Raw genomic sequence first — 24,615 nt, forward strand, 5'->3', positions numbered from 1 at the left:
GATACGGTATCCCTATGAATGAAGGCGGAATATCAGCGGAGCAGCGTTGGCTGCTCCTGATCCATCAGCTGCCCAGCAAGCCGGCTTATTTCAGGGTCAAGATCTGGCGGCGACTGCAAGGTATTGGGGCGGTGGCCGTAAAGAGCACGGTCTACGCGCTGCCCTCGAATGCCGAGACGCAAGAGGATTTCGAATGGCTTCTGAAAGAGATCGTCGAGGGCGGCGGCGAGGCCATGGTCTGCGAAGCGCGCCTTGTAGATGGTCTGTCGGATCCTCAGGCACGGGCGCTGTTCGATACCGCGAGAGATGCCGACTACGAGGAGATTGCCAGGGATACCAGATCGCTTGCCGCGAAGCTCGAAACGGCCATCACGCCGGAGGAACGGGCCGAGGCACGGACGCAGATTGGCCGCCTGCGCAAAAGGCTCAAGGATGTCGTCACCATCGATTTCTTCGGCGCCAATAGTCGCCTGCCGGTGGAGGGCCTGATTGCGGGAGTGGAGGCCCAACTGACGGAGGACAAGAAAATGACCGAAGGGCCGGCCAACACCGATGCAGGGACGCTTGCCGATCTCAAGGGGCGGACCTGGGTCACGCGCGAAGGTGTCTACGTCGATCGCATAGCCTGCAGTTGGCTGATCAGTCGATTTATCGATCCAGCGGCTGTGATCCGTTTCGTGTCGGGCAAAGGTTACGTCCCGAACCCGGGGGAGCTGCGTTTCGACATGTTCGAAGGCGAGTTCACGCACGAGGGTGATCGTTGCAGCTTCGAAGTGTTACTGGCTCGCGCGGGTCTCACCGATCCCGCCCTGCAGGCGATCGGGGAGATCGTCCACGATATCGATCTAAAGGACGCCAAGTTCGCACGCGAAGAGGCAACAGGCATTGCCAGTCTGATCGCGGGGATCGCCATGGCCAATCAGGACGATGAGCAACGCGTCGCCCAGGGCGCTCCCGTCTTCGACAATCTCTATCAATATTTCCGCAACAAGCGCGGGTAACAAACGGGGACGAGCCGATGAACAAGGCCGAGAGCATCAAGGCGACGCCGGCGGGACCTTCCGGAACGCCGGCTCATGGCATTCCGTTCGGCGAAGCCGTCCGCGTTTGGGCGCGGGTCGCGGCACTGAGCTTTGGCGGGCCGGCGGGGCAGATTGCAGTGATGCACCGTATCCTCGTCGAGGAGAAACGCTGGATCGGCGAGACGCGGTTCCTGCATGCGCTGAACTACTGCATGCTGCTGCCAGGCCCCGAGGCTCAGCAACTCGCGATCTATATCGGCTGGCTGCTGCACAAGACCAAAGGCGGGCTCGTCGCTGGTATCCTGTTCGTGCTGCCGGGCGTCGTCGCCATCATGGCACTGAGCTGGATCTATGCCATCTTCGGCAATGTCGGCGCGGTCCAGGCTCTGTTCTTCGGATTGAAAGCCGCCGTGCTGGCCATCGTGCTTGAGGCTGTGGTGCGGATCGGCAAGCGGGCCCTCAGGAACAACGTCATGGTGGCGCTGGCCGCCGCCGCCTTTGTCGCGATCTTCTTCTTCCGCCTGCCATTCCCGCTGATCATCCTCACAGCCGCAGTGATTGGGTATATCGGCGGTCGGGCCGGATTGGCGCCGTTCATGGCCGGCAACGGGCATGGCAAGGTCGGCGGCAAGCAGGTTGCCGATGCCGATACAGCTCTGGGCGAAGACACACCGGCTCATGCGAGGCCGACCCTTGGCTGGTCGCTCAAAATCGCCGCCGTGTTTCTGGTGCTATGGTTCACGCCCGTCCTCGGCCTGTTGGCCTTGTTCGGGCCCGGGAATGTCTTTACCGACATAGCCATCTTCTTTTCGAAAATGGCAGTGGTGACCTTCGGTGGCGCCTATGCGGTGCTCGCCTATGTCGCGCAGCAGGCCGTAACGACCTATGGCTGGCTCAAGCCTGGCGAGATGCTCGATGGTCTCGGCATGGCCGAGACCACGCCTGGCCCGTTGATCATGGTCACGCAGTTCGTCGGTTTCATGGGTGCGTTTCGCGCGCCTGGCACGCTTCATCCGCTCGTTGCCGGGACCCTGGGTGGGCTGTTGACGACATGGGTCACCTTTACGCCGTGCTTTCTCTGGATCTTTCTCGGCGCCCCCTACATCGAGAACTTGCGAAGCAACAAGGCTTTGTCCGCCGCGCTCGCGACGATCACCGCTGCTGTCGTCGGGGTGATCCTGAACCTAGCGGTGTGGTTTGGGCTCCACGTGCTGTTTCGCGAGCTGCATGAAAGGCAAGGATTCGGCATGAACGTCGACGTGCCGGTGCTGAGTTCAATCAACATCCCCTCGCTGGTCCTGACGATTGGCGCATTGCTGGCCGTATTCCGCTTCAAGGTTGGCATGCTGCCGGTGTTGGCAGTCTGCTCGGTGCTCGGCGTGCTCTATGGCTTCGCCACCGGCGGGATATAGGCGGAGCGATCTCAACTGCGCCGTAAGTTTGGCCCGTGCCGTTCGCTGACTTTGTATTCCTTTGGCCAACCACCTAAGTGGTTGCAAACGGATTGGAACATCATGGCGCAACGACGTTCTTCCCTCGGCTTTCTCGGCATGTTCGGCCGCTCGGGTGATCTGAGGCAGCTCGATACCGCATTGCGCGGCGCCGACCTGCATCCCGCCCTCGTGCCGGAGGGCGTGAAGCTCACAATCGTCAATCTGATGAAGGATCGCTGGCCCGACGAGCCACCGCCACAGGCCTATCCGGACGTGGCGCGGCTGTTCAGCTATTGCATCGCCGGTCCGGAAACCTTCGAAAGCTCGCATGGCTTGCAGCAGCGGCAGGACGTCGAACGCCGGATCGAGGCCGCGGTGGAAGCCGGCGACAGTTTCGACGCCCAGATCGTGCTGATGGCCCTGCACGCCAAGCTGATCAATGCGGAGGTCGTCGAGCGCTTTGGGCTGGGCGCCGACTAGGGCATTGATATTCAGGCGATGATGCCGGTCCGCAAACCGGCTATCCACCCATATTGGCGCGCGGCAGCTTGATCATGTCGCCGAAGCGGGCGCGCAGTTTGTCGTCGAGCAGTTTTGCGACATGGCGCGGGAAACGCTCGGCGAGGATGCGCTTCTTCTCGATGATCGCGCGCTGCAATATGTCGGGACGGCCCTTCTCATTCCATTCCTTCGGCGAAAAGCGGTCGCCGACGGCCGGGTAGAAATACTCCGTCTGCATCAGCCGCAGCGTCTGCTCGTTGCCGAGATAGTGGCCCGGTCCATTCAGGCAGACTTCGGCGATGGTAGCGATCGACAGCGCTTCGTCGGTCACCTCGATGCCGCGCACGCAGCGCAGGCAATGGCCGAGCATGTCATTGTCGATGATCAGGCTTTCCAGGCAGAAGCCGAGCAACGAGGCATGCATGCCGGCTGATTCATAGACGAGGTTGAGCCCGGCAAGACCGGCCATCACGTCGGTGATGCCCTTTTCGTAGCCGGACTGGATGTCGGGCAGTTTCGAATCCGTCATGCCGGCGGCCGAACCGCCCGGCAGGTCGTAGAACTGCGCCATCTGCGCGCAGGCCGCGGTCAGCACCGCCTGTTCGGCGGAGCCGCCCGACATGGCGCCGGTCCGCAGGTCCGACACGAACGGCCAGGTGCCGAAGATTGCCGGATGCCCCGGCTTGATGGTGTTGACATAGACCAGGCCGGCCAGCACTTCGGCCACGGCCTGCACCACGGCACCGGCAATCGCCGCCGGAGCGGTCGCGCCGGCCTGGCCGGCCGACAAAAGCAGGATCGGGATGCCGCCTTCGACGCAGGCCTCGAGCACGCCGCAGGCGTCCTCGGCGAATTTCATCGGCGGCACGACGAAGCAGTTGGAGTTCGACACGAACGGCCGGGCGCGGAAATTCTCCTCGCCGCCGGCAATGGCATAGAGCATTTCCAGCGCCGGCTGCACGTTCTCGCGCACCGTGAACGAGGTGCCGACATGCTTGGACGTGCCCATCACGCAGGCATAGAGCGTGTTGAAGTCCATTTCGAGCGGATCGGGAATGTCGCGCGGCACCATCGGCCGCTGGAAGAAATGGATGTTGTCGAGCCCGTCGACAATGCGGGCGGCGTCATAGATGTCCTGCAGCAGCGACTCGCGGTATTCGCGCTTCTCGACATCGACCAGATGCACGGCGGCGCCGGCCGTGCCGTAGTGCACGCGCTTGCCCTGGATCACCATGTCGTGTTTCGGATCCTGGCCGTGCAAGGTGAAATTGCGTGCCGCTTTTTTGATGGTATCGAGCACCAGGGCGCGCGGGAAACGGATACGGCCGTCATCGCCATAGGTGGCGCCGGCCTTGGTCAGCGCCTCGATGCAAGAGGGAATGGCATTGGCGAAACCGACCGTCTCCAGCAGCGTCAGCACCGCCTCGTGGATGCGCTCCTGGTCGCTGCCGCGCAACGGTCCGTAGCTGCCGCCCTCGAGGCCGGCGCGCACCGGCCTGATGTCGTCGGCGAGCGGCGCTGCCCGCATCGCGCGGCGCGCTTCGCGTCCACCGGAGCGGCGCGAGCGCTGATCCGCCGCCGCTTCCTGCTTTTCAAGAACCACTGACATGGAGGCACTCCACCTTTTCTCGGAAACAGGGCGGTGGTTGGTCCACCATCGGCTGCTTCTTCCCCTTTGTGCCACGACTATGCCGCCGGCATTGGCCCAGACCATGAGCCAGCCGGTCTGGTTGCATATGCCAGCGCTAAAGGAAACGGGGCCGCGATTGGACGGCCCCGGTCAAAGGATCGGATAAGTGGATCAGGCGGCGGCGGGCCTGCGTCCGGCGGCCGTCGCCAGTTCCCGGATGCCTGGCTCGATGTGCTGCAGCGCGATCGAGGAAATGCCCAACCGCATGAAACGCGAAGGCTTTTCGGTGCGGTCGAAGAAGCGGTCTCCCGGCTCGATGATGACGCTGCGCGAGGCCGCGGCCTCGGCCAAACCGCGGGAATCGGTGCCGCGCGGGCCTTCGAGCCAGAGCGACGTGCCGCCGGCCGAGTCGGTCGAGCGCCATTCCGGCAGGAAAGCGGAAATCGCATGGACCAGACGCTTGCGCCGCTCGTCGAAGGCGCTCGACAGACGCCGCACCAACGCCTCGTGATGGCCGAGCGACAGGAAGAGCGCCACGGCACGCTGGTTGTTGGCCGGCGGATGGCGCAGCATGAAACGGCGCAGTGCCCTCAGCTCCGAGATTAGTCCAGCGGAGGCCACGATGTAGCCAAGCCGCAGGCCGGGAGCCAGCGTCTTGGACATCGAGCCGACATAGACGACGCGGCCCGAACGATCGAGGCTCTTCAGCGCCTGCTGCGGCGCCTCGTCGAGAAGCTGGCTGTCATAGCCGTCCTCGATGATGATCTGGTTGTGCCGGTTGGCACGCGCCAGAAGGTCCTGCCGCCGCTCGGCCGACAACGGCACCATGGTCGGGCAATGATGGCTGGGCGTGACGAAGACGAAGCCGGAATCGTTGGGGATAGAAGAAGTTACGATGCCGGATTGGTCGACCGGCACCGGCTGGATGTCGGCGCCTGCAAGCCGGAAGATCGAGCGTGCGTCGGGGTAGCCGGGGTCTTCCATCGCCACCTTCGAGCCCTTGGTCATCAGCAGCGAAGCCAGCATGTAGAGCGCGTTCTGGGCGCCGAGCGTGACGATGATCTCGTCGGGATTGGCGAAGATGCCGCGCCGGGGCAAGAGCCGCGCCTGGATCTGCTCGATCAGCAGCGGATCGTCGCGGTCGACCATGTCGGACGCCCAGTTGCGGATCTCGAGCACCGCCAACGCCATGCGGTTGCACTCGCGCCATTCGGCGGTCGGAAACAGCGCCGGGTCGAACTGGCCGTAGACGAAGGGATAGGACGACTTGATCCAGTTCTCGTGCTTGGCCGGCGGCGGCATGTCGCTGGCGGCGATCTGCCGGCGGGCCTTCCAGTCGATCTCATTGGCCTGGTCGGGCGCCTTCTGGTGCGGCTTGGCCGGTGTTGCCAGCACGTCGGGATTGACGAAATGGCCGCGCCGCTCGCGCGCCACCAGGAACCCCTGGTCGACGAGCTGCTGGAAGGCCAGCACCACTGTCCCGCGTGCGACGCCCAGCTTCTCGGCCAGGATGCGGCAGGAGGGAAGCGGCATCGAGGCGGCGATCTGACGGTCGAGAATGGCGGCCACGATGGCCTGGCGGATCTGCGCCTGCAGGGTTTGGCCGGATTCGGCCGAAATCCGGAACAGGCCGGACCATATGGCCGTGTCGTTGCGCTGTGGCATGGGAAATCTTCCTCGGATGGCCAGCCATTTTCATTTGGCTGGACCAGTCGAGTGTATGGGTGGCACAAGGGGTTGCGCCAATCAATTTTTCTGATCTTTGGGATTTATGCCAGTGATCCTTCAACCGAAATGGAGCCCGGTGGCCGCCCGGATCGACACATTGTGTCATCGCATCGTGATGCGATGCGGCATCGCCGCGTATTGACCGCACGGAATTCGGCTCAATAGGTTTGTCGCGACGACACGCGCCGGAAACATCCGGTCTGATAAAGTACGTCGAAAAACGCCAGGAGCTCCCCGCCATTGGATAAGTCAGCCTTCCAGAAACAGCTTGCCGCCTTGCGCGATCATCGCACCGCGGCGCCTGCCAGCATGCGCCAGGCCTTCGCCGACGATCCACGGCGTTTCCAGACATTCTCAGCCACCGACGGTGAGCTTTTGCTCGACTGGTCGAAATGCGCCGTCGATGCCGTCACCATGGACTTGCTGGAGAAGCTCGCCGCTGCTGCCGATCTCGAGGGCCGCCGCGCCGCCATGTTCGCCGGCAAGAAGATCAACATCACCGAGGACCGCGCCGTGCTGCACACGGCGCTGCGCAATCTCAGCGGCAAGGGCGTCACGGTCGACGGCCAGGACGTCAAGGCCGACGTCATTTCCGTGCTCGACGCGATGGGCGCCTTCGCCGATGCCATCCGTTCCGGCAAGGCGCTAGGCGCCACCGGCAAGAAGATCACCGACATCGTCAACATCGGCATTGGCGGCTCCGACCTCGGCCCGGCCATGGCGACGCTGGCGCTGGCGCCCTATCATGACGGGCCGCGCGCGCACTATGTCTCCAACATCGACGGCGCCCATATCCATGACACGCTGAAGGACCTGAAGGCCGAAACCACGCTGTTCATCATTGCCTCCAAGACCTTCACCACGGTCGAGACGATGACCAACGCGCAGACAGCGCGCGACTGGGTGCAGAAGGCGCTCGGCAAGCAGGCGGTCGGCAAGCATTTCGCCGCCGTTTCGACGGCGCTCGACCTGGTGGCCAAGTTTGGCATCGAGCACGACCGCGTCTTCGGCTTCTGGGACTGGGTCGGCGGCCGTTATTCGGTCTGGGGCGCCATCGGCCTGCCCGTCATGATCGCCGTCGGCCCGCGGAATTTCCGCGCCTTCCTCGAGGGCGCGCACGAGATGGACGAACATTTCCGCACCGCGCCGCTCGCCGGGAACCTGCCGGCGCTTCTGGGGCTGGTCGGCTGGTGGCATCGGGTGATCTGCGGCTATCCGGCCCGCGCGGTCATCCCCTATGACCAGCGCCTGTCACGGCTGCCGGCCTATCTGCAGCAGCTCGACATGGAATCGAACGGCAAGGGCGTCACCCTTGAAGGCACGCCCGTGGCGACGCCGACCGGGCCGCTGGTCTGGGGCGAGCCGGGCACCAATGGCCAGCACGCCTTCTTCCAGCTCCTGCACCAGGGTACCGACTTCATCCCGGTCGAATTCCTCGCCGCGGCCGTCGGCCATGAGCCGGAGCTGAAGCACCAGCATGATCTGCTACTCGCCAATTGCCTGGCGCAGTCGGAAGCGCTGATGAAGGGCCGCACGCTGGACGAGGCGCGCGCGCAGATGCTGGCCAAGGGCATGAAGCCCGCAGACGTCGACAAGATAGCGCCGCACCGTGTCTTCTCCGGCAACCGGCCTTCGGTGACCATCCTCTATCGCAAGCTCGACCCGCGCACCTTCGGCCGGCTGATCGCGCTCTACGAGCACCGCGTCTTCGTCGAGGGCACGCTGTTCAATATCAATTCCTTCGACCAGTGGGGCGTCGAGCTGGGCAAGGAGCTGGCGACCGGCCTGCTGCCTGTCGTGGAAGGCAAGGAAAGCGCCGCAAACCGGGACGCCTCGACCAGGGGCCTTGTGGAACGCATCCACCAATTGCGCGGTTCGGAGTGACTGATTTGGCAGACATCAAGGGTATATTGTTCGACAAGGACGGGACACTTGTCGACTTCAACGCGACCTGGCTCGGCGTCGCCGATTTCATGGCCATGGATGCCGCCGATGGCGACCGCTGGAAGGCCGACAGGCTGCTTGCGGCCGCCGGCTTCGATTTCGCCAACCGGCGCTTCAAGCCCGATTCGATCTTTGCCTCGGGCACCAACATGGATGTCGTCGAGCTGTGGTTCCCGCGTCTGTCCGACGAAGACCAGATGCTGGCCGTCGCCCGCTTCAACGAGATCACCTCGGTGCAGGGTTCGACGATGGCGGTGGCGCTGCCGGGCATCGTCGATACCTTGGCGGTGCTGCACAAAAGATCCTACCGGCTTGGCGTCGCCACCAACGATTCCACCAGCGGCGCGGAAAAGACCTTGGTCACGCTGGGCGTCGCCCAACTGTTCGACGCCGCCTATGGCTACGACGCGGTGGCCAATCCCAAACCCGCGCCCGACACCATCCAGGCCTTTTGCGACCTCACCGGCCTGAAGCCGGCGGAGGTCGCCATGGTCGGCGACAACCGCCACGATCTCGAAATGGCGCGCGCCGGCGGCTGCGGCCTGGCGGTGGGCGTGCTGTCCGGCACCGGCACGCGCGAATCGCTGGCCGGCATTGCCGACGTCGTCCTCGATTCCGTCGCCGACCTGCCGGACTTCCTGTCGACGCGGGTCAAGGAGACGGTTTGATCGCTCCTGCCAGCGCAGGTGCGGTCTCGGCCTCAAAACGAAAGACGCCGCTCGGCTTCAGTGCGGCGTCTTTTGCGTCGCCGAAATCCGGCACCTGATATTCGGCGAGCAGTCGCAGCCGGGACAGCGGCAGGTCATGGCGACGGGGATCGCCGACCAGCACCTCGATACCGGCTGCCAGGCAGCGATCGAGGAACGGGGTAACACGCAGGGCAACCTCGTGGCCGTAGAACACGTCGCCGGCAAGCACGAGGTCGACGGCCGGCGGCGGACCCGTGGTGATATCCTGGTGGACGATCCTGATCTCGACGCCGTTGGCTTCCGCGTTGAGGCCGATGGCGGCAACGCCGTTGCGGTCGATCTCGGCGGCGATCACCTCGCTTGCGCCGGCCTTGGCGGCGGCAATGCCGACAATGCCCGAACCCGCCCCCAGGTCCAGCACGCGACGGCCCGCCATGGTCATCGGATTGTCGAGGATGTGGCGCGCCAGCACCGCTCCGCCGGCCCACGCATAGGCCCAGTAGGGCGGTTGCGGCTCTGGCGCGTCGTCGTCCGCGTCAGCATCGTCTTCAGCATCGACGAGCCGTCTCAACCCACTGCCGGGGTGGGCGGTGTAGAGCCGGATTTCGGCAAGCCCGGGCACCGGCACCAGGCGCATGTTCGCCTTGATGAATTCCGCCGGGTCGAGGCGCGGGCGGCGGCTTGGCAAATCCTTGCTCGGTCCCTCGTCGCCGGAGTGACGGCCCCTCGCTAAAACGCGCTGCGCTTCAGCTCTTTGTTTTGGTGCATGTCGTTCTCCCAAAACCGAGGTCACTTTTTGGGCGATGTGCATCAGGCGCGCAGAGCCCGCCGCAGGATCTTGCCGACCGGCGTCTTCGGCAATTCGGTCCTGAACTCGACATATTTGGGCCGCTTGTAGCCGGTCAGGTTCTCGCGGCAAAAAGCGGTGATGGCTTCCACGGTCAGGGCCGGATCCTTCTTGACGATGAACAGCTTCGGCACTTCGCCCGAATGCTCGTCCGGCACGCCGATCGCCGCCACTTCGAGCACGCCGGGATGCATGGCCACGACCTCTTCGAGTTCGTTCGGGTAGACGTTGAAGCCCGACACCAGGATCATATCCTTCTTGCGGTCGACGATCTTGGTGTAGCCGCGCTCATCCATGAAGCCCATGTCGCCGGACTTGAAGTAGCCGTCCTTGGTCATCACCTTGGCGGTTTCGTCAGGCCGGTTCCAGTAGCCCGCCATCACCTGCGGTCCCCTGATGCAGATCTCGCCGACCTCGCCGAGCGGCAAATTGTTGCCGTCATCGTCGCGAATGGCGATTTCCGTCGACGGCAACGGCAGGCCGATCGTGCCGGTGAAGTCGCCGGAACTGAACTTGTTGGCCGTCGCCACCGGCGAGGTTTCCGACAGGCCGTAGCCTTCAGTGACAGGGCAGCCGGTCAACGCCTTCCAGCGTTCGGCGACGCCCTTCTGCACCGCCATGCCGCCGCCCAGCGTCAGCACCAGCGGCTTGAAGTCGAGTTTGCGGAAGTCCTCATTGTTGAGCAGCGCGTTGAACAGCGTGTTGAGGCCGGGAAAGATGTGGACCGGATACTTTGCCAGTTCCTTGACGAAGCCCGGAATATCGCGCGGATTGGGAATGAGCACGTTGCGAGCGCCTTGCTGCATGCCCATCAGCGCGTTCACCGTCAGCGCGAAGATATGATAGAGCGGCAGCGCGCAGATGAAGTTCGGGTGCGCGGGCTTCGGCTTGATCGTATAGGCGTCTTCCATCCACTGCGCGTTCTGCACGACATTGGAAAGCACATTGCGGTGCAGCAGCGTGGCGCCTTTCGACACGCCCGTGGTGCCGCCCGTATACTGCAGGAAGGCGACATCGTCGGCCGCAACCTTGGCCGGCTTGAAGCCAAGGCCGGCGCCGGCCTTCATCGCCGCGTTGAACTTGACATGCCCGGGCAGCGACCATGCCGGCACCATCTTCTTCACGCGGCGCACGACGAAGTTGACGATCGTGCCCTTGAGGCCGCCAAGCATGTCACCCATGGCCGCCAGCACGACATGCTTGACCGCGGTCCTGGCGATTACCGCCTGCAAGGTGTTGGCGAAGTTTTCCAGGATGACGATGGCTTGCGCGCCGGAATCCTTGAGCTGGTGCTCCAGCTCGCGCGGCGTGTAAAGCGGATTGATGTTTACCACGACATAGCCGGCGCGCAGGATGCCCATCATCGCCACCGGATATTGCAGAACGTTAGGCATCATGATGGCGACGCGCGCACCCTTTTGCAGACCCTTCGATTGCAGGTAGGCACCGAAGGCCGCCGACAACTGCTCGACCTCGGCATAGGTGATGGATTTGTCCATGCAGGTGAAGGCCGGCTGGGCGGAAAACTGCTTGCAGGCGGCGACCAGGAAATCGCCGATCGAACTGTAGGGCAACGCACCGATCTCGGCCGCCACGTTCTTTGGATAGCTCTTGAGCCACGGCTTTTCGGGCAGGCCGGCGGCAAGTTCGGTAAGCGCCTTCGGCAACCGCTTCGCGACAGCCGTGGCCGGTTTCGATGGCGGCGCTGCCTTTGCTGGCGATGCGGCCCCAGCCTTTGCGGGAGAAGCCTTTGCTGGAGTCTTCGTCGGCGAAGTTTTCGTCGCTGAGGTCATTGCCGGGGCGGCTTTTGCCGCCGGCTTCGCAACGGCCTTGGCGGTGGCCGCCTGTGCCGTCTTGGCAGGCTTTGCGCCTGTGCTGGCGGTCGAGGCCTTGGCACCGGCTTTACCTTGGCCGGCGGCGGCGGCTGGTTTCGAGGCTGCCTTTGCCGACGCCTTCACCGGCGCCTTTGATGCTTTTGCCACCCGTTCCTCCTCGACAATTCCTGTTCGCCCGTTTCGGTCGCCTATGCCGCGCCCGCCTCCGAATTGACAGAGACGTCCTCCGTGCCGCCAGCATATCCATCTATGTATTGCCTCTATCGGCGGCGGTGCAAGTCTTGCCCTAGCGGCAAGGCGCCGAAAGATTTGCCGTCGAAAATCTTTCCCGCTGGCGACCCTGGAACCGCTATCTTTCCGCATCGATGATCGGATGAGGGCGGACGCGGCGTCCATGTCGCCATATGTCAGATCAATAAAAAAATGCGGTCGTTAATAATCTCGTGAGTGGAAAAAACTGCTAATTTTTTCTGCCATTTAGCAAAACGGCGGATTTTTTTCCTGCTTCCCGAGGGGTAAGCAAACGGGGTGTTCCAAAGCCGGAAAAACGGTGCTTATATGCGCGCTTCGCGAGCCTGCTAGAGGGGCTTGGAAGAACATCAGGGAGTGCTCAATGAAAAAGAAACTCGCTTTTGCGGCCGCTTTGCTGGCCGCAAGCGTTCTCAGCGGCATGGCCAATGCAAAGACGCTCGTCTATTGCTCGGAAGCGTCGCCTGCCAATTTTGATCCGGGTACCACGACCGGCGGCAACGACTTCGATGCCTCGTCGCGTACCGTCTATTCGCGTCTGGTCGAATTCAAGCATGGCGGCACCGAAGTCGAGCCCGGCCTTGCCGACAAGTGGGAGATTTCCGACGACGGCCTGGTCTACACTTTCCACCTGCATCCGGGCGTCAAGTTCCAGACCACCGACTATTTCAAGCCGACGCGTGACCTCAACGCCGACGACGTCGTTTTCTCCTTTGATCGCCAGTTCAACAAGGCGAACCCCTGGAACGGCGACAAGTATCTGCCGAACCTGACCTGGGACTATTACACCGGCATGGACATGCCGAAATACGTCGCCAAGTGGGAAAAGGTCGACGACCTGACCGTCAAGCTGACGCTGACCGAGCCGAACGCGCCGATGCTGGCCAACCTTGGCATGGACTTCGCCTCGATCGTGTCGAAGGAATATGCCGACCAGCTGGAGAAGTCCGGCAAGATGGCCGATTTCTCGACCAAGCCGATCGGCACAGGTCCGTTCCAGTTCGTCGACTACCAGCTGGATTCGGTCATCCGCTACGCGGCCCACCCGGATTATTTCAAGGGCAAGGAAAAGATCGACGATCTCGTCTTCGCCATTACGCCTGACGCCACCGCCCGCACCCAGAAGGTGCTCGCCGGGGAATGCGACATCGCGCCCTATCCGAACCCGGCCGACATCGCCACCATCAAGGCCAACAAGGACGTGACCCTGATGGATCAGGCCGGCCTGAACATCGGCTATATGAGCTACAACACCACCATCCCGCCGCTCGACAAGCCTGAGGTGCGCCATGCGCTCAACCAGGCGATCGATCGGGAATCGCTGATCAAGTCGCTGTTCCAGGATGCCGGCGCCACGCCTGCCGAAAACCTGATCCCGCCGACCATGTGGTCGTGGAACAAGGATGTGAAGACCGACGCCTACAATCCGGAAGCGGCCAAGAAGGTGCTGGCCGACGCCGGCCTGAAGGAAATCCAGCTCTGGGCATCCGACCGCGTTCGCCCGTACAACCCGAACTTCCAGCGCGCTGCCGAACTGATCCAGGCCGACTGGGCCAAGGTCGGCGTCAAGGCGGAGATCGTCAACTACGAGTGGACCAAGTATCGCTCGGAAGGCAAGAAGAAGGACCGTCCAGGCGCCTTCCAGATCGGCTGGACCGGCGACAATGGCGATCCGGACAACTTCTTCGCCACCCTGTTCGCCTGCTCGGCCATCGGCGTGTCGAACTACTCGAGCTGGTGCGACAAGGACTTCGAGGATCTGATCCAGAAGGCCAAGAAGACCAGCGACCAGGCCGAGCGCACCAAGCTCTATGAGCAGGCGCAGGTGATCTTCGCCAAGGAAGCGCCCGCCTTCCTGCTGGTCCATAGCCAAGTCTATGCGGTCGTGCGCAACAATGTCAGCGGTTTCAAGATGGATCCGCTCGGCATTCACCGCTTCGACGGCGTTGACAAGGCCGAATAAGACTATAGAGCGGGGCGGCGCAATGAAGCGCCGCCCCCCTACATCATGCTAAAATATATCCTCCACCGAATTGCACTTTTGATCCCGACGCTTGTCGGCATCACCATCTGCGCCTTCGCCTTCGTCAGGCTGCTGCCCGGCGATCCTATTCTTGCCATGGCCGGTGAACACGGCGTGGCGCCGGCGCGTTATGAAGAGCTCAAGGAGCAGTTCGGCTACAATCTGCCGATCTGGCAGCAATACACACGCTATGTCGGTGAGGTCGTGACCGGCGATTTCGGCGTCTCGATTTCGTCCAAGCGCCCGGTGCTCGAAGAGTTCAAGACGCTCTTCCCGGCGACGCTGGAACTGTCGTTCTTTGCCATGATCTTCGCCATGGTACTGGGCATTCCGGCCGGCATCTTCGCGGCGGTCAAGCGCGGCTCCTGGTTCGATCAGTCGCTGATGGGCACCGCGCTCGTCGGCTATTCCATGCCGATCTTCTGGTGGGGCCTGCTGCTGATCATCTTCTTCTCCGGTTACCTCGGCTGGACGCCGGTTAACGGCCGCATCGACCTGCAGTACTTCTTCAAGCCGATCACCGGCTTCATGACCATCGACACCTTGCTCTACGGCAAATGGGCTGCATTTCGCTCGGTATTGCGCCATCTGGTGCTGCCGACGATTGTGCTCGGCACCATTCCGCTGGCTGTGATAGCGCGCCAGACGCGCTCCGCCATGCTCGAGGTGCTGGGCGAGGACTATGTGCGGACAGCCCGAGCCAAAGGGCTCTCGTCGGCCCGGGTCATCGGCGTGCATGCCCTGCGCAACGCACTCATCCCGGTGGTCACCACCATCGGCCTGCAGGTTAGTACGCTGCTCGCCGGTGCCATCCTTACCGAAACGATCTTCTCGTGGCCCGGCATCGGCAGGTGGATGGTCGAATCCATATCCAAGCGCGATTATGTCGTCGTGCAGTCTGGCCTGCTCTTGATCGCGCTTATCGTCATGGCGGTGAATCTGATCGTCGACGTGCTCTATGCCGTTATCAACCCACGCATAAGGGCGGCGTGATGAGCCAGTCGACCGAAATCGCCCCGATGGCCGCCGGCAACCCGGATCGCCTCACCGGTCTCAGGACCTTCTGGTTTTATTTCTCGGTGAACCGGGGCGCCGTTATAGGCCTGTTCGTCTTCCTCCTTTTGGTGCTGGCGGCGCTCTTTGCGCCGCTGCTGGCCCCCTACGCGCCAGACATCCAGGACAAGACCGCATTCTTGCGGCCGCCTGCATGGCAGGCAGGCGGCAGCTCGCAATATCTGCTCGGCACCGATCCGGTTGGGCGCGACATCCTTTCACGCCTGCTCTACGGCGCGCGCTTCTCGCTGCTGATCGGCGCGGTCGTGGTCTCGCTGGCGCTCATCGGCGGCATCACGCTTGGCCTGCTGGCCGGTTATTTCCGCGGCTGGGTCGACGTGGCGATCATGCGCGTCATGGATCTTATCCTGGCCTTCCCGTCGCTGTTGCTGGCGCTGGTGATGGTCACCATCCTCGGTCCCGGCCTGTTCAATGCGATGCTGGCCATCGCGCTCGTGCTGCAGCCGCATTTCGCGCGGCTGGTGCGCGCCGCGGTGATGGCCGAGAAGAGCCGCGAATATGTCGTGGCGGCGAAGGTCGCCGGCGCCGGGCATCTCAGGCTGATGCTTCGCACCATCCTGCCCAATTGCCTGGGACCGCTGATCGTCCAGGGCACCTTGTCTTTTTCCAACGCCATCCTCGAAGCGGCCGCCCTCGGCTTCCTCGGCCTCGGTGCCCAGCCGCCGACGCCCGAATGGGGCACGATGCTCGCCTCGGCGCGTGAATTCATCCTGCGCGCCTGGTGGGTGGTGACCTTTCCTGGTCTGGCGATCCTGATCACCGTGCTTGCCATCAATCTGATCGGCGACGGTCTGCGCGATGCGCTCGATCCGAAATTGAGGAGGTCGTGATGGCCCTGCTGGACATCCAGAACCTCGTCGTCGAATTCCAGACCGCATCAGGTATGTTCCGGGCGGTCGATGGCGTTTCCTTGCATGTCGACGAGCGCGAAGTGCTGGCGATCGTCGGCGAATCCGGTTCCGGCAAGTCGGTCTCGATGCTCGCGGTGATGGGCCTCTTGCCATGGACCGCCAAGGTCACGGCCGACCGCATGAGCTTCAATGGCCGCGATCTTCTGAAGCTGAGCCCTGCCGAGCGGCGCAAGATCGTCGGCAAGGACATGTCGATGATCTTCCAGGAGCCGATGGCCAGCCTCAATCCCTGCTTCACCGTCGGCTTCCAGATCGAGGAGGTGCTGCGTTTCCATATGGGCATGGACGGTGCGCAGCGCCGGGAGCGCGCCATCGAACTCCTCACCCAGGTCGGCATTGCCGAGCCGGCGGAACGGCTGAACTCGTTCCCGCACCAGATGTCGGGCGGCCAATGCCAGCGCGTCATGATCGCCATTGCCATCGCCTGCAATCCGAAGCTTTTGATTGCCGACGAGCCGACTACCGCGCTCGACGTCACCATCCAGAAGCAGATCCTCGATCTCCTGGTCTCTCTGCAGGCCAAATACGGCATGGGCCTGATCATGATCACCCACAATATGGGCGTGGTGGCCGAGACCGCCGACCGCGTCATCGTCCAGTACAAGGGCCGCAAGATGGAAGAGGCCGACGTGCTGTCGCTGTTTGAGCAGCCGAAGAGCAATTACACCCGCGCGCTTTTGTCGGCGCTGCCGGAGAACGCGGTGGGCGACCGGCTGCCGACCGTCTCCGACATGCTGTTCGAGCCGGCGCCCTCGGGAGCCGCCGCATGAGCGTCAAGGTCGTCGAAGGCAAGAATATCGTGCGCGACTACCATGTCGGCGGCGGGCTGTTTCGCGCGCAGCGCACCGTGCATGCGGTTAAGGGTGTCTCGTTCAGCGTCGACAAGGGCAAGACGCTGGCCATCGTCGGTGAAAGCGGCTGTGGCAAGTCGACGCTCGCCCGCATCATCACGCTGATCGATCCGGCGACTTCGGGGGAGCTGTTCATCGACGGCAACAAGGTCGACATCGCCAGGAGCGGATTGACCAAGGAGATGCGCCGCAAGGTGCAGATCGTCTTCCAGAACCCGTACGGCTCGCTCAACCCGCGCCAGAAGATCGGCGACGTGCTGGGGGAACCGCTGCTCATCAACACCAACAAGCCGGCCGAGGAACGGCGCGACCTCGCAATGAAGATGCTGAAGAAGGTCGGCCTTGGCCCCGAACACTACAACCGCTACCCGCATATGTTCTCAGGCGGCCAGCGCCAGCGCATCGCCATCGCCCGCGCACTGATGCTCAATCCGAGCCTGCTGGTGCTGGACGAGCCGGTCTCGGCGCTCGACCTTTCGGTGCAGGCGCAGGTGCTCAACCTGCTCGCCGACCTGCAGGACGAGTTCCAGCTGACTTATGTCTTCATCAGCCATGATTTGTCGGTCGTGCGCTACATCGCCGACGACGTGATGGTGATGTATTTCGGCGAAGCGGTCGAATACGGCCCGCGCGACGAGGTCTTCGCCGACCCCAAGCACAGCTACACCAAGACGCTGTTCGCCGCGACGCCGCGCGCCGACGTGGCGAGCATCAAGGCCAGGTTGGCGAAGAAGAAGGCCGCCTGAACCTCGGATTTCGTCATCCTATGGTCTGCGCCGCGTCGCTTCGCTCCTGCTTCGCCATAGGATGACGACGTCGAGGAACCGCAACCGACTCCCATGCAAGGGTCGGACCAAAGGTCCAGGCTCAAGACAGCCTGGCGATAATCGCGCGCAGCGCCTCGCCGAATTTGTGCACTTCCTCGACCGTGTTGTAATGCACCAGCGAGGCGCGGATGGCGCCGCTGTCCATCGACAAATTGAGGCGCTTCATCAGTCGCGGCGCGTACATGTGCCCGTCGCGGATGCCGATCTGCATCTCGGCCATCTCCTCGACGATCCGTTGCGGTGAGAGCTTGCCGATGTTGAAGCAGAAGGTCGGCACGCGCTCATTGATGCGGGCCTCGTCGGCGACGCCATAGATCGTCGCGCCGCAGCCCTTCAGCACGGCAAGCATCTCGCGCGCCAAAAGCAGTTCGTAGTCGCGGATGGCGCCCATGCCGGCGACGATGTTTTCGCGCCGCGAGCGGTTGTTGGAGGGGGCCAGGTTGCGGCCGATCAGTTCCAGATACTGCACGGCCGCATCCATGCCCGAGACGTTCTCGTAGATGAAGGTGCCGGCCTCGACCTTGTAGGGCGGCTCGTCGGGGATGAAGTCCTCGCGAAAAGTCGGCAGCCGCTTGAGCGTATCGAAGCGGCCCCAGAGAAAACCCATATGCGGCGAGAAATTCTTGTAGCCGGAGCAGACGAGATAGTCGCAATCCCAGGCCTGCACGTCGATCAGCCCGTGCGGACCGTAGTGCACGCAGTCGAGGAACACTTCGGCGCCGGCCGCATGCGCGATCCTGGCGACCGAGGCGACGTCGACGATCGAGCCGATCGAGTGCGCGGTGACCGTGCAGGCGACGAGGCGGGTTCGGTCGGAAACCAGCGGGCGCAAATCGTCGACATGCAGATTGCCGTCCTCGCGCATGCGCCACCATTTGAACTTGGCGCCGGCGGATTCCAGTGCCAGCCAGGTCGCGATGTTGGCGTCGTGGTCCATGTCGGTGATGACGATCTCGTCGCGTTCCGAGAGCATCTGGCCGATGCCGAGGCTGACGAGGCGGATGAACGAGGTGGCGTTCATGCCGAAGCAGATTTCCGCCGGGCTATAGGCGTTGATCAGCAGCGCCACGCTTGTCCGGGCGTCGGCGACCGACTGGTCGACGGTGACGCTGCGGCCATAGCGGCCGCCGCGCTGTACATTGTGCGAAACCAGATGGTTGGTCACCGCGTCGAGCACGCTCTGCGGGATCTGCGCGCCGGCGGCATTGTCCATGAAGATGAAATCGCCGGCCCGCTGCAGGGCGGGAAACATGGCGCGGATGGTGTCGACGGGGAACGCGGCGGCGTTCGCGTTGTCGGTTTGGTGCTTGTTCACGGGCAGGCTCCTGCGAAGAATTTGGCGGGTGGAGAACGGTTGGCGAGGTCAGCGCGCCTTCTCGGTCTTGAAGCGGTCTTCAAGCAGGCTGACGAGGCGCACCATCGGCCAGAGGAAGATGAGATAGACCAGTGCAGCGCCGATCAGCGGCGAGGGATTGGCGTAAAGCGACTGCGCGTTGGTCGCTTCCTTCAGGAGTTCCGGCAGCGCCACGGTGGAGGCGAGCGAGGTGTCCTTGAACATCGAGACGCAATTGCTGGTCATCGGCGGGATGACGACGCGGATCGCCTGCGGCAGCACCACCTTGCGCAAGGTCAAGAGGAACGGCAGGCCGAGCGCCTGCGACGCCTCGAACTGGCCTTTCGGAATGCTTTCTATGCCGGAGCGGAACACTTCCGCCGAATAGGCCGACATGATGAAGGCGAAGGCCGTCACCGCGGACGCCCAGGACGACAGGCGGATGCCGAGGAAGGGCAGCGCGTAGTAGATCAGGATCAGCACCACCAGCACCGGCAGCGCGCGAAAAATGTCGGTGTAGGCGACCGCCAGCCAGCGCAGCGGCTTCGGCGCATAGAGCCGCACCAGGCTGATCAGCAGGCCGATGGGGATGCCGATGCCGATGCTCAAAATGCCAAGCAGCAGCGTGTTCAGGAAGCCGCGCAGCAGCGCAGGCAGGCTGGCCATGATGACGTCGGGATTGAAGAAGGTGTCGATCAGCGACATGGGAGCGTTCCCGAACCCCAGAGCAAGGGGTGCTCAAAGTTGAAACCAATCGACCTCGCCCATGGCGAGACGGTCCGCGCGGCAGTGCGAAAGCGTGAAATGAATCGTGCCGGCCTGGAAAGCCGGCACGATTTCAGTGCATCTCCGCTCAGGCCTTCGGCAGCGGCATTTCCTTGACGGTCGAAGAATCGGCCGGCGCGTCGCTGCCGAACCACTTCTTGTGGATCGCGGCCAGCGTGCCGTCCTTCTTCATCGCGGTCAGCGCGTCGTTGAGCTTGCCGAGCAGCGGGTGGTCCTTGGTCATCATCAGCCCGTACTGTTCACCGGTCTTGATGCGCTGCTTGACCTTCAGATCCTTCATCTTGGTGAAGGAGTATTCCATGCCCGGAATGTCGCTGACGGCGGCGTCGACGCGGCCGGCGCTGAGGTCGAGCAGCAGGTTCTGCTGCGTGTCATAGCCCTTCACATCGCTAAAGCCGTCGGCTTCCTGATGAGCCTTGACCCAGGTCTCGCCGGTCGAGCCGGAGAGCACGCCGACGATCTTGCCCTTGAGGTCGGCTTCGGTGTTAACAGCGCTGTCGGTCTTCGTCGCAATGCCCATGTCGGAATCATAGTAGGGCTGGGTGAAAGACTGCGACTTCAGCCGCTCGGCCGTGATGGTGATCGACGAGATGGCGACATCGATGCGCTTCGACGTGGTGGCCGCGAACAGCGCCTGGAAGCCGAGATCGGCGATATCGGTGGTCATGCCGATGCGCTTGGCGGCTTCGTTGACGATGTCGACTTCAAAGCCCTCGAAGGTGCCGCTCTCGTTCTTGTACTCGAAGGGCGGATTGGTCGGATAGGCGCCGACATTGAGCACATCGGCGGCGTAAGCCGTGGCGGGGCCGGCGGCGATGCCGATGGCGGCGGCAAGCAGAATGAGATTGCGACGTGTCAGGTTCATTTGGTGTTCCCTCTGGGGTATCCCCTCTGGTTGTTGATCGGGCGGGCTCGCCCCGCACGGTTTCTTGCCGTCCCACCTCCCAGCGGGGCGTCAATTCATGGCAGCGACCTGCGCGCGTGGTTGGCGATGGTCTCTGTACGCGGATCGCGGATCTGGCAGCGCACGCCGTCGAAAGCACAGCGCGCGCTGGATGATGACTGGGGCAGCATGAACGACAAGGACTGAACCCCCCGAAGCACCACGATGGACTGGCCGGCAACCCCTGCGGCACGGCCGCCGTCATCGATCTTGAATGCTTATCCAAAGTGGGACGCATTTCAAGGCGAAAGTTTTAAGCTTAAAAAGCTTGGCTTGCGTGTTGCTCCGGCGATACGCCTTTTGTCTGGCCGCGCCTGTCTATGCCAATTCGTCGCGCGCGGCGGCAGCGTTGGCCGCGGCGCCGGCGCCCAGAAACATCGTGTCGCTGGCCAGCACGAAGAAACTCGCGCCGATGGCTGCCCACCGGCTGACGGCCTGCGGACTGGCGCAAAATATGCCTGATGTCTTTCCGCGTGCGACCGTCGCGCCGATGACTGTCCGGATCGCCGCATCGAGCTTGTCGGCGCCTTGCGGTCCGATCGCGTCGATCGACACCGAAAGATCGCCCGGGCCGACGAAGATCACGTCGACGCCGTCGGTGGCCGCGATCGCATCGACGTTGGCGAGCCCCGCCGCTGTCTCGACCTGAACCGCGACGACGGTTCTGTCGTTGGCGCCGGCAAGATATTCGGGAATGCGATAACCATAGCCGGCGGCTCGGCCAGGCCCGACGCCACGCTCGCCCAGCGGCGGATAGCGCGAGGCTTTCACTGCTGCTTCGGCCTGCGCGACGGTCGAGACGCGCGGCACCAGCACGCCTTGCGCGCCGCTGTCCAGCGCCGCCTGGATGGCTTCCGGTGCATGGCCGGGAACGCGCACCATCGCCGGCACGCGGTGAACGTCGGCCGCGCGCACCATGGTCTCGATCATGCCGCGCGAGATCTGCGCATGCTCCCAGTCGATGCAGAGGAAGTCGAGGCCCGACAGCGCCATCACTTCGACCGCGACCGGATGGGGAATGGCGGCAAACGAACCGACGAGATTTGCCTTGCCGATGCATTTCTGGCGGAATTCGCTCATGCCGATCCCCTTTGTCGTCTGGCCCAAACTCATATCCGCAAACGGCGGCGAGGCGAAGCTATTTCAGGCTTGAAATATTTTACCGCGAGCCTAGCGTGTGGCCTCCCGCCGCGAGTTCCCGAGATGATCAAAGCGCATCCCCTGCACGGCCCGAACAAACTGAAGCTCGGCGTCTTTTCGACCAACGCCGACGGCGGGCTCGCCATCACCGATGTGCCGGAACGCTGGACGGCAAGCTGGCAGGACAATCTGACGGCGGCGCAAATCGCCGACCGCGCCGGGCTGGAATTCATGCTGCCGATCGCGCGCTGGCGCGGCTTTGGCGGCCGCAACAAGGTGCGCGAATGGTCGTTCGAAACCTTCACCTGGGCGGCAGCTCTGGCGGTGGCCACCGACCGGATCGGCCTGTTCATGACCGTGCATGTGCCGTTGGTGCATCCGCTTTATGCCGCCAAGGCGCTGGCGACGGTCGACCACATCAGCCAGGGCCGCGCCGGGCTCAACATCGTCTGCGGCTGGAACCCGAAGGAATTCGGCATGTTCGGCACGCCGCTGGTCGAGAAGGGCTACGACCAGGCGGCCGAGTGGATCGAGATTCTTGAAAAGCTCTATGCATCGGCCGGGCCGCTCGACTATGAAGGCACCTATTATCGCCTGAAGGAAGCGGTGAGCCGGCCGGCCAGTCTGCAGCTTCCTCGCCCGGTGACTATGAATGCCGCTTTCGGCGGGCCGGGCCGCGACTTCGCCGCCGCCCGGTGCGATTATCTGTTCACGACCTTTTCCGAGATGAGCGATGCCGGCAAGCATGTCGCCGATATCGGCGAGCGCGCCGACAAGGCCGGCCGCGATGTCGGCGTCTACACCGTTGCGCATGTCGTCTGCCGCCCGACCATGGAGGAGGCGCAGGCCTATTACACGCGTTACGCGGTCGATCTGGCCGACCATGACGCGGTCGACGCCCATATGGCCGGCAAGAAGGAATTCTCGCAGTCGCACGACCCGCATGCCTATGACCGGTATCGTCAACGCTTCGCCGGTGGCGCCGGCACCTATCCGCTGGTCGGAACGCCGGAAACGATCGCCGCCGAAATGGCCGCCATATCAGGGCATGGCTATCAGGGCATCGCGCTCTCCTTCGTCAACTACACGCAGGAGCTGCCCTATTTCTGCGACCACGTGCTGCCGATTTTGAGAAAGGCGGGCCTGCGGGTAACTTAGTCCGGACGAACGAGTTCGTCCGGTATCACAGCGGTGGCCTGGATCTCCACCTTGGCGCGGTCCTCGACCAGCGCCATCACCTGCATGGCGGCCATCGCCGGGAAATGCCGGCCGATGACCTCGCGATAGGCTTCGCCGAGCCCCCTGAGATTGGCGAGATACTCGGCCTTGTCGGTGAAATACCAGGTCATCGAGGTGATGTGCCGCGGCTCGGCACCGGCCTCGGCCAGCACAGCGACGATGTTTTGCAGCGTCTGCCGCACCTGGCCGACGAAGTCGTCGGTTTCGAACTGGCACTGCCCGTTCCAGCCGACCTGTCCGCCGACGAAGATGAGCCGTCCACGCGCCGCGACGCCATTGGCGTAGCCGACCGGTTTGGCCCAGCCTTCCGGCTGCAGAATCTCATGCATTTGAAGCCTCCCGGTATTCCTGAAAACCAAGTCTCAAAATCGAATGCCCGTCAATTTTCCCGCCGTCAGGCCGCGCCCATCACTTGCCGCGCGATGACCACCTTCTGCACGTCGGAGGCACCCTCATAGATGCGCAGCGCGCGGATCTCGCGATACAGGCTTTCGACGATGTGGCCTTTGCGCACGCCGTCGCCGCCATGCAGTTGCACCGCCCTGTCGATCACCTCCTGCGCCTTGTCGGTGGCGAACAGTTTTGCCATCGCCGCCTCGCGTGTCACCCGCGCCGCGCCCATGTCCTTGGTCCAGGCGGCGCGGTAGACCAGAAGCGCCGCCGCATCGACGTCGAGGGCCATGTCGGCGATGTGACCCTGTACCATCTGCAATTCGGCCATCGGTGCGCCGAACAGTTTGCGCTCGGCCACTCTGCTGATGCTTTCTTCCAGCGCCCGGCGGGCAAAGCCGAGCGCTGCTGCACCGACGGTCGAGCGGAACACGTCGAGCACCGACATGGCGATGCGGAAGCCGTCACCTGGCTTGCCGATCAGGGCCGAGATGGGGACACGGACCTGATCGAAGGAAAGCCGCGCCAGCGGATGCGGCGCGATCACTTCGAGGCGCTCGGCGATGCCGAGGCCCGCAGTGTCGCCAGGCACGATAAAGGCGGAAAGCCCCTTGGCGCCCGGCGCCTCGCCGGTGCGGGCAAAGACGATGTAGAGATCGGCGATGCCGCCATTGGAGATCCAGGTCTTTTCGCCGGTGAGCACATAGCTGTCGCCGTCGCGGGTCGCCGTCATTTCGGTGTTGGCGACATCCGAGCCCGAGCGCGGTTCCGACAGGGCGAAGGCCGAGATCGCCTTGCCGGCCCTCGTCTGCGCCAGCCATTGCTGCTGATCGGCCGTGCCGAATAGGCTGAGCGCGCCGGTGCCCAATCCCTGCATGGCGAAGGCGAAATCGGCAAGCCCGTCATGGCGGGCAAGCGTCTCGCGCGTGATGCACAAAATGCGGACATCGAGCGGGCCGGGATTGTCGGTGTCAACAGCGGTCGGCTTCAGCCAACCGTCGCGGCCAAGTTTTTGCACCAGCGCGCGGCAGGCGGCATCGACGTCGTGGTGATCGACGGGGAGATTTCTTGCGCACCATGCTTCCAGGCTCTCGGCGAGTTCGCGATGGCGGTTCTCGAAAAAGGGCCAGTTGAGGAAGGAACGGTCAGGCATGCTGGCCTCCGCAGTACATGGAGTGTTGCGCTCTATGACGCCCCCCTCTGTCCTGCCGGACATCTCC

21 protein-coding genes are annotated in these 24,615 nt (G+C 63.4%); 11 read left to right on the forward strand and 10 right to left on the reverse strand.

Going from position 1 to position 24,615, the window contains the following annotated elements; translation table 11 throughout:
- Window positions 1–14: 14 nt before the first annotated feature.
- The 3 genes from CK228_RS05935 to CK228_RS05945 all read left to right on the forward strand — a co-directional run bounded on the left by CK228_RS05935 (window position 15) and on the right by CK228_RS05945 (window position 2,935).
- Window positions 15–1,001: a chromate resistance protein ChrB domain-containing protein gene (locus tag CK228_RS05935; protein ID WP_179295826.1), complete on the forward strand. Its 987-nt coding sequence runs from the start codon at window positions 15–17 to the stop codon at window positions 999–1,001.
- Between the two features lie 17 nt (window positions 1,002–1,018).
- The gene (chrA, locus tag CK228_RS05940) at window positions 1,019–2,434 is read left to right on the forward strand and encodes a chromate efflux transporter (protein ID WP_095787218.1); all 1,416 of its coding nucleotides are present in this window, start codon (window positions 1,019–1,021) and stop codon (window positions 2,432–2,434) included.
- A 102-nt stretch (window positions 2,435–2,536) separates the two neighbouring features.
- Window positions 2,537–2,935: a hypothetical protein gene (locus CK228_RS05945; RefSeq protein ID WP_095787219.1), complete on the forward strand. Its 399-nt coding sequence runs from the start codon at window positions 2,537–2,539 to the stop codon at window positions 2,933–2,935.
- Between the two features lie 40 nt (window positions 2,936–2,975).
- Here the strand turns inward: CK228_RS05945 and CK228_RS05950 are convergent, their stop codons facing one another.
- Entirely contained in the window at window positions 2,976–4,565 is a 1,590-nt protein-coding gene (locus CK228_RS05950) for a trimethylamine methyltransferase family protein (RefSeq protein WP_095787220.1), read from the reverse strand.
- Between the two features lie 192 nt (window positions 4,566–4,757).
- On the reverse strand, window positions 4,758–6,251 hold the full coding sequence (locus CK228_RS05955; protein ID WP_010913204.1) for a PLP-dependent aminotransferase family protein: 1,494 nt from the start codon (window positions 6,249–6,251) through the stop codon (window positions 4,758–4,760).
- 303 nt (window positions 6,252–6,554) lie between these two features.
- Here CK228_RS05955 and pgi point away from each other — a divergent pair, with 303 nt between their 5' ends.
- Together pgi and CK228_RS05965 are read left to right on the forward strand one after the other, a co-directional pair.
- Window positions 6,555–8,198 carry a glucose-6-phosphate isomerase gene (pgi, locus tag CK228_RS05960; protein ID WP_095787221.1) on the forward strand — a complete coding sequence of 548 codons (1,644 nt, stop codon included), beginning with the start codon at window positions 6,555–6,557 and terminating at the stop codon, window positions 8,196–8,198.
- Between the two features lie 5 nt (window positions 8,199–8,203).
- Window positions 8,204–8,926 carry an HAD family hydrolase gene (locus CK228_RS05965; protein ID WP_095787222.1) on the forward strand — a complete coding sequence of 241 codons (723 nt, stop codon included), beginning with the start codon at window positions 8,204–8,206 and terminating at the stop codon, window positions 8,924–8,926.
- Here the strand turns inward: CK228_RS05965 and CK228_RS05970 are convergent.
- Window positions 8,910–9,740, reverse strand: coding sequence for a methyltransferase (locus CK228_RS05970; protein WP_245437987.1), 831 nt, complete (start codon window positions 9,738–9,740; stop codon window positions 8,910–8,912). The genes CK228_RS05965 and CK228_RS05970 overlap by 17 nt on opposite strands.
- Before the next feature lie 17 nt (window positions 9,741–9,757).
- Window positions 9,758–11,776 carry a long-chain fatty acid--CoA ligase gene (locus tag CK228_RS05975; RefSeq protein WP_095787224.1) on the reverse strand — a complete coding sequence of 673 codons (2,019 nt, stop codon included), beginning with the start codon at window positions 11,774–11,776 and terminating at the stop codon, window positions 9,758–9,760.
- Window positions 11,777–12,242: 466 nt separating this feature from the next.
- On the opposite strand from CK228_RS05975, the gene CK228_RS05980 reads away from it, so the two are divergent.
- From CK228_RS05980 to CK228_RS06000, 5 genes are read left to right on the forward strand one after another with little or no spacing between them, the layout of a single operon-like run.
- Window positions 12,243–13,841, forward strand: coding sequence for an ABC transporter substrate-binding protein (locus CK228_RS05980; protein ID WP_038651939.1), 1,599 nt, complete (start codon window positions 12,243–12,245; stop codon window positions 13,839–13,841).
- A 45-nt stretch (window positions 13,842–13,886) separates the two neighbouring features.
- Window positions 13,887–14,894, forward strand: coding sequence for an ABC transporter permease subunit (locus tag CK228_RS05985; RefSeq protein ID WP_095771743.1), 1,008 nt, complete (start codon window positions 13,887–13,889; stop codon window positions 14,892–14,894).
- A gap of 26 nt (window positions 14,895–14,920) precedes the next feature.
- A complete protein-coding gene (locus CK228_RS05990; protein WP_245437747.1) occupies window positions 14,921–15,805 on the forward strand; it encodes an ABC transporter permease subunit in 885 nt (294 codons plus the stop codon).
- Complete coding sequence (locus tag CK228_RS05995) at window positions 15,805–16,656, forward strand: ABC transporter ATP-binding protein (RefSeq protein WP_095771745.1); 852 nt, start codon at window positions 15,805–15,807, stop codon at window positions 16,654–16,656. The genes CK228_RS05990 and CK228_RS05995 overlap by 1 nt, the downstream gene beginning before the upstream one ends.
- Window positions 16,653–17,483 carry a dipeptide ABC transporter ATP-binding protein gene (locus CK228_RS06000; protein ID WP_095771746.1) on the forward strand — a complete coding sequence of 277 codons (831 nt, stop codon included), beginning with the start codon at window positions 16,653–16,655 and terminating at the stop codon, window positions 17,481–17,483. Before CK228_RS05995 ends, CK228_RS06000 begins: the two co-directional genes overlap by 4 nt.
- 121 nt (window positions 17,484–17,604) lie before the next feature.
- Here the strand turns inward: CK228_RS06000 and CK228_RS06005 are convergent, their stop codons facing one another.
- The 4 genes from CK228_RS06005 to CK228_RS06020 form a co-directional block, all read right to left on the reverse strand.
- Complete coding sequence (locus CK228_RS06005; protein ID WP_095787226.1) at window positions 17,605–18,879, reverse strand: cysteine desulfurase-like protein; 1,275 nt, start codon at window positions 18,877–18,879, stop codon at window positions 17,605–17,607.
- 48 nt (window positions 18,880–18,927) lie between these two features.
- Window positions 18,928–19,602, reverse strand: coding sequence for an amino acid ABC transporter permease (locus CK228_RS06010; protein WP_095771748.1), 675 nt, complete (start codon window positions 19,600–19,602; stop codon window positions 18,928–18,930).
- A gap of 148 nt (window positions 19,603–19,750) precedes the next feature.
- A complete protein-coding gene (locus CK228_RS06015) occupies window positions 19,751–20,548 on the reverse strand; it encodes an ABC transporter substrate-binding protein (RefSeq protein WP_019862988.1) in 798 nt (265 codons plus the stop codon).
- A 396-nt stretch (window positions 20,549–20,944) separates the two neighbouring features.
- Window positions 20,945–21,706, reverse strand: a complete 762-nt coding sequence (locus tag CK228_RS06020) for an HpcH/HpaI aldolase/citrate lyase family protein (protein WP_095787336.1) — start codon at window positions 21,704–21,706, stop codon at window positions 20,945–20,947.
- A gap of 123 nt (window positions 21,707–21,829) precedes the next feature.
- On the opposite strand from CK228_RS06020, the gene CK228_RS06025 reads away from it, so the two are divergent.
- A complete protein-coding gene (locus CK228_RS06025) occupies window positions 21,830–22,924 on the forward strand; it encodes an LLM class flavin-dependent oxidoreductase (protein WP_095787227.1) in 1,095 nt (364 codons plus the stop codon).
- On the opposite strand, the gene CK228_RS06030 is transcribed toward CK228_RS06025, so the two are convergent.
- Window positions 22,921–23,334 carry a RidA family protein gene (locus CK228_RS06030; protein ID WP_095787228.1) on the reverse strand — a complete coding sequence of 138 codons (414 nt, stop codon included), beginning with the start codon at window positions 23,332–23,334 and terminating at the stop codon, window positions 22,921–22,923. The two genes, CK228_RS06025 and CK228_RS06030, sit on opposite strands and share 4 nt — an antisense overlap.
- A gap of 65 nt (window positions 23,335–23,399) precedes the next feature.
- Window positions 23,400–24,548 carry an acyl-CoA dehydrogenase family protein gene (locus CK228_RS06035; RefSeq protein WP_095787229.1) on the reverse strand — a complete coding sequence of 383 codons (1,149 nt, stop codon included), beginning with the start codon at window positions 24,546–24,548 and terminating at the stop codon, window positions 23,400–23,402.
- Window positions 24,549–24,615: the final 67 nt, after the last annotated feature.

It is taken from the genome of Mesorhizobium sp. WSM4312 (genome assembly GCF_002294875.1).
Classification (GTDB): domain Bacteria; phylum Pseudomonadota; class Alphaproteobacteria; order Rhizobiales; family Rhizobiaceae; genus Mesorhizobium.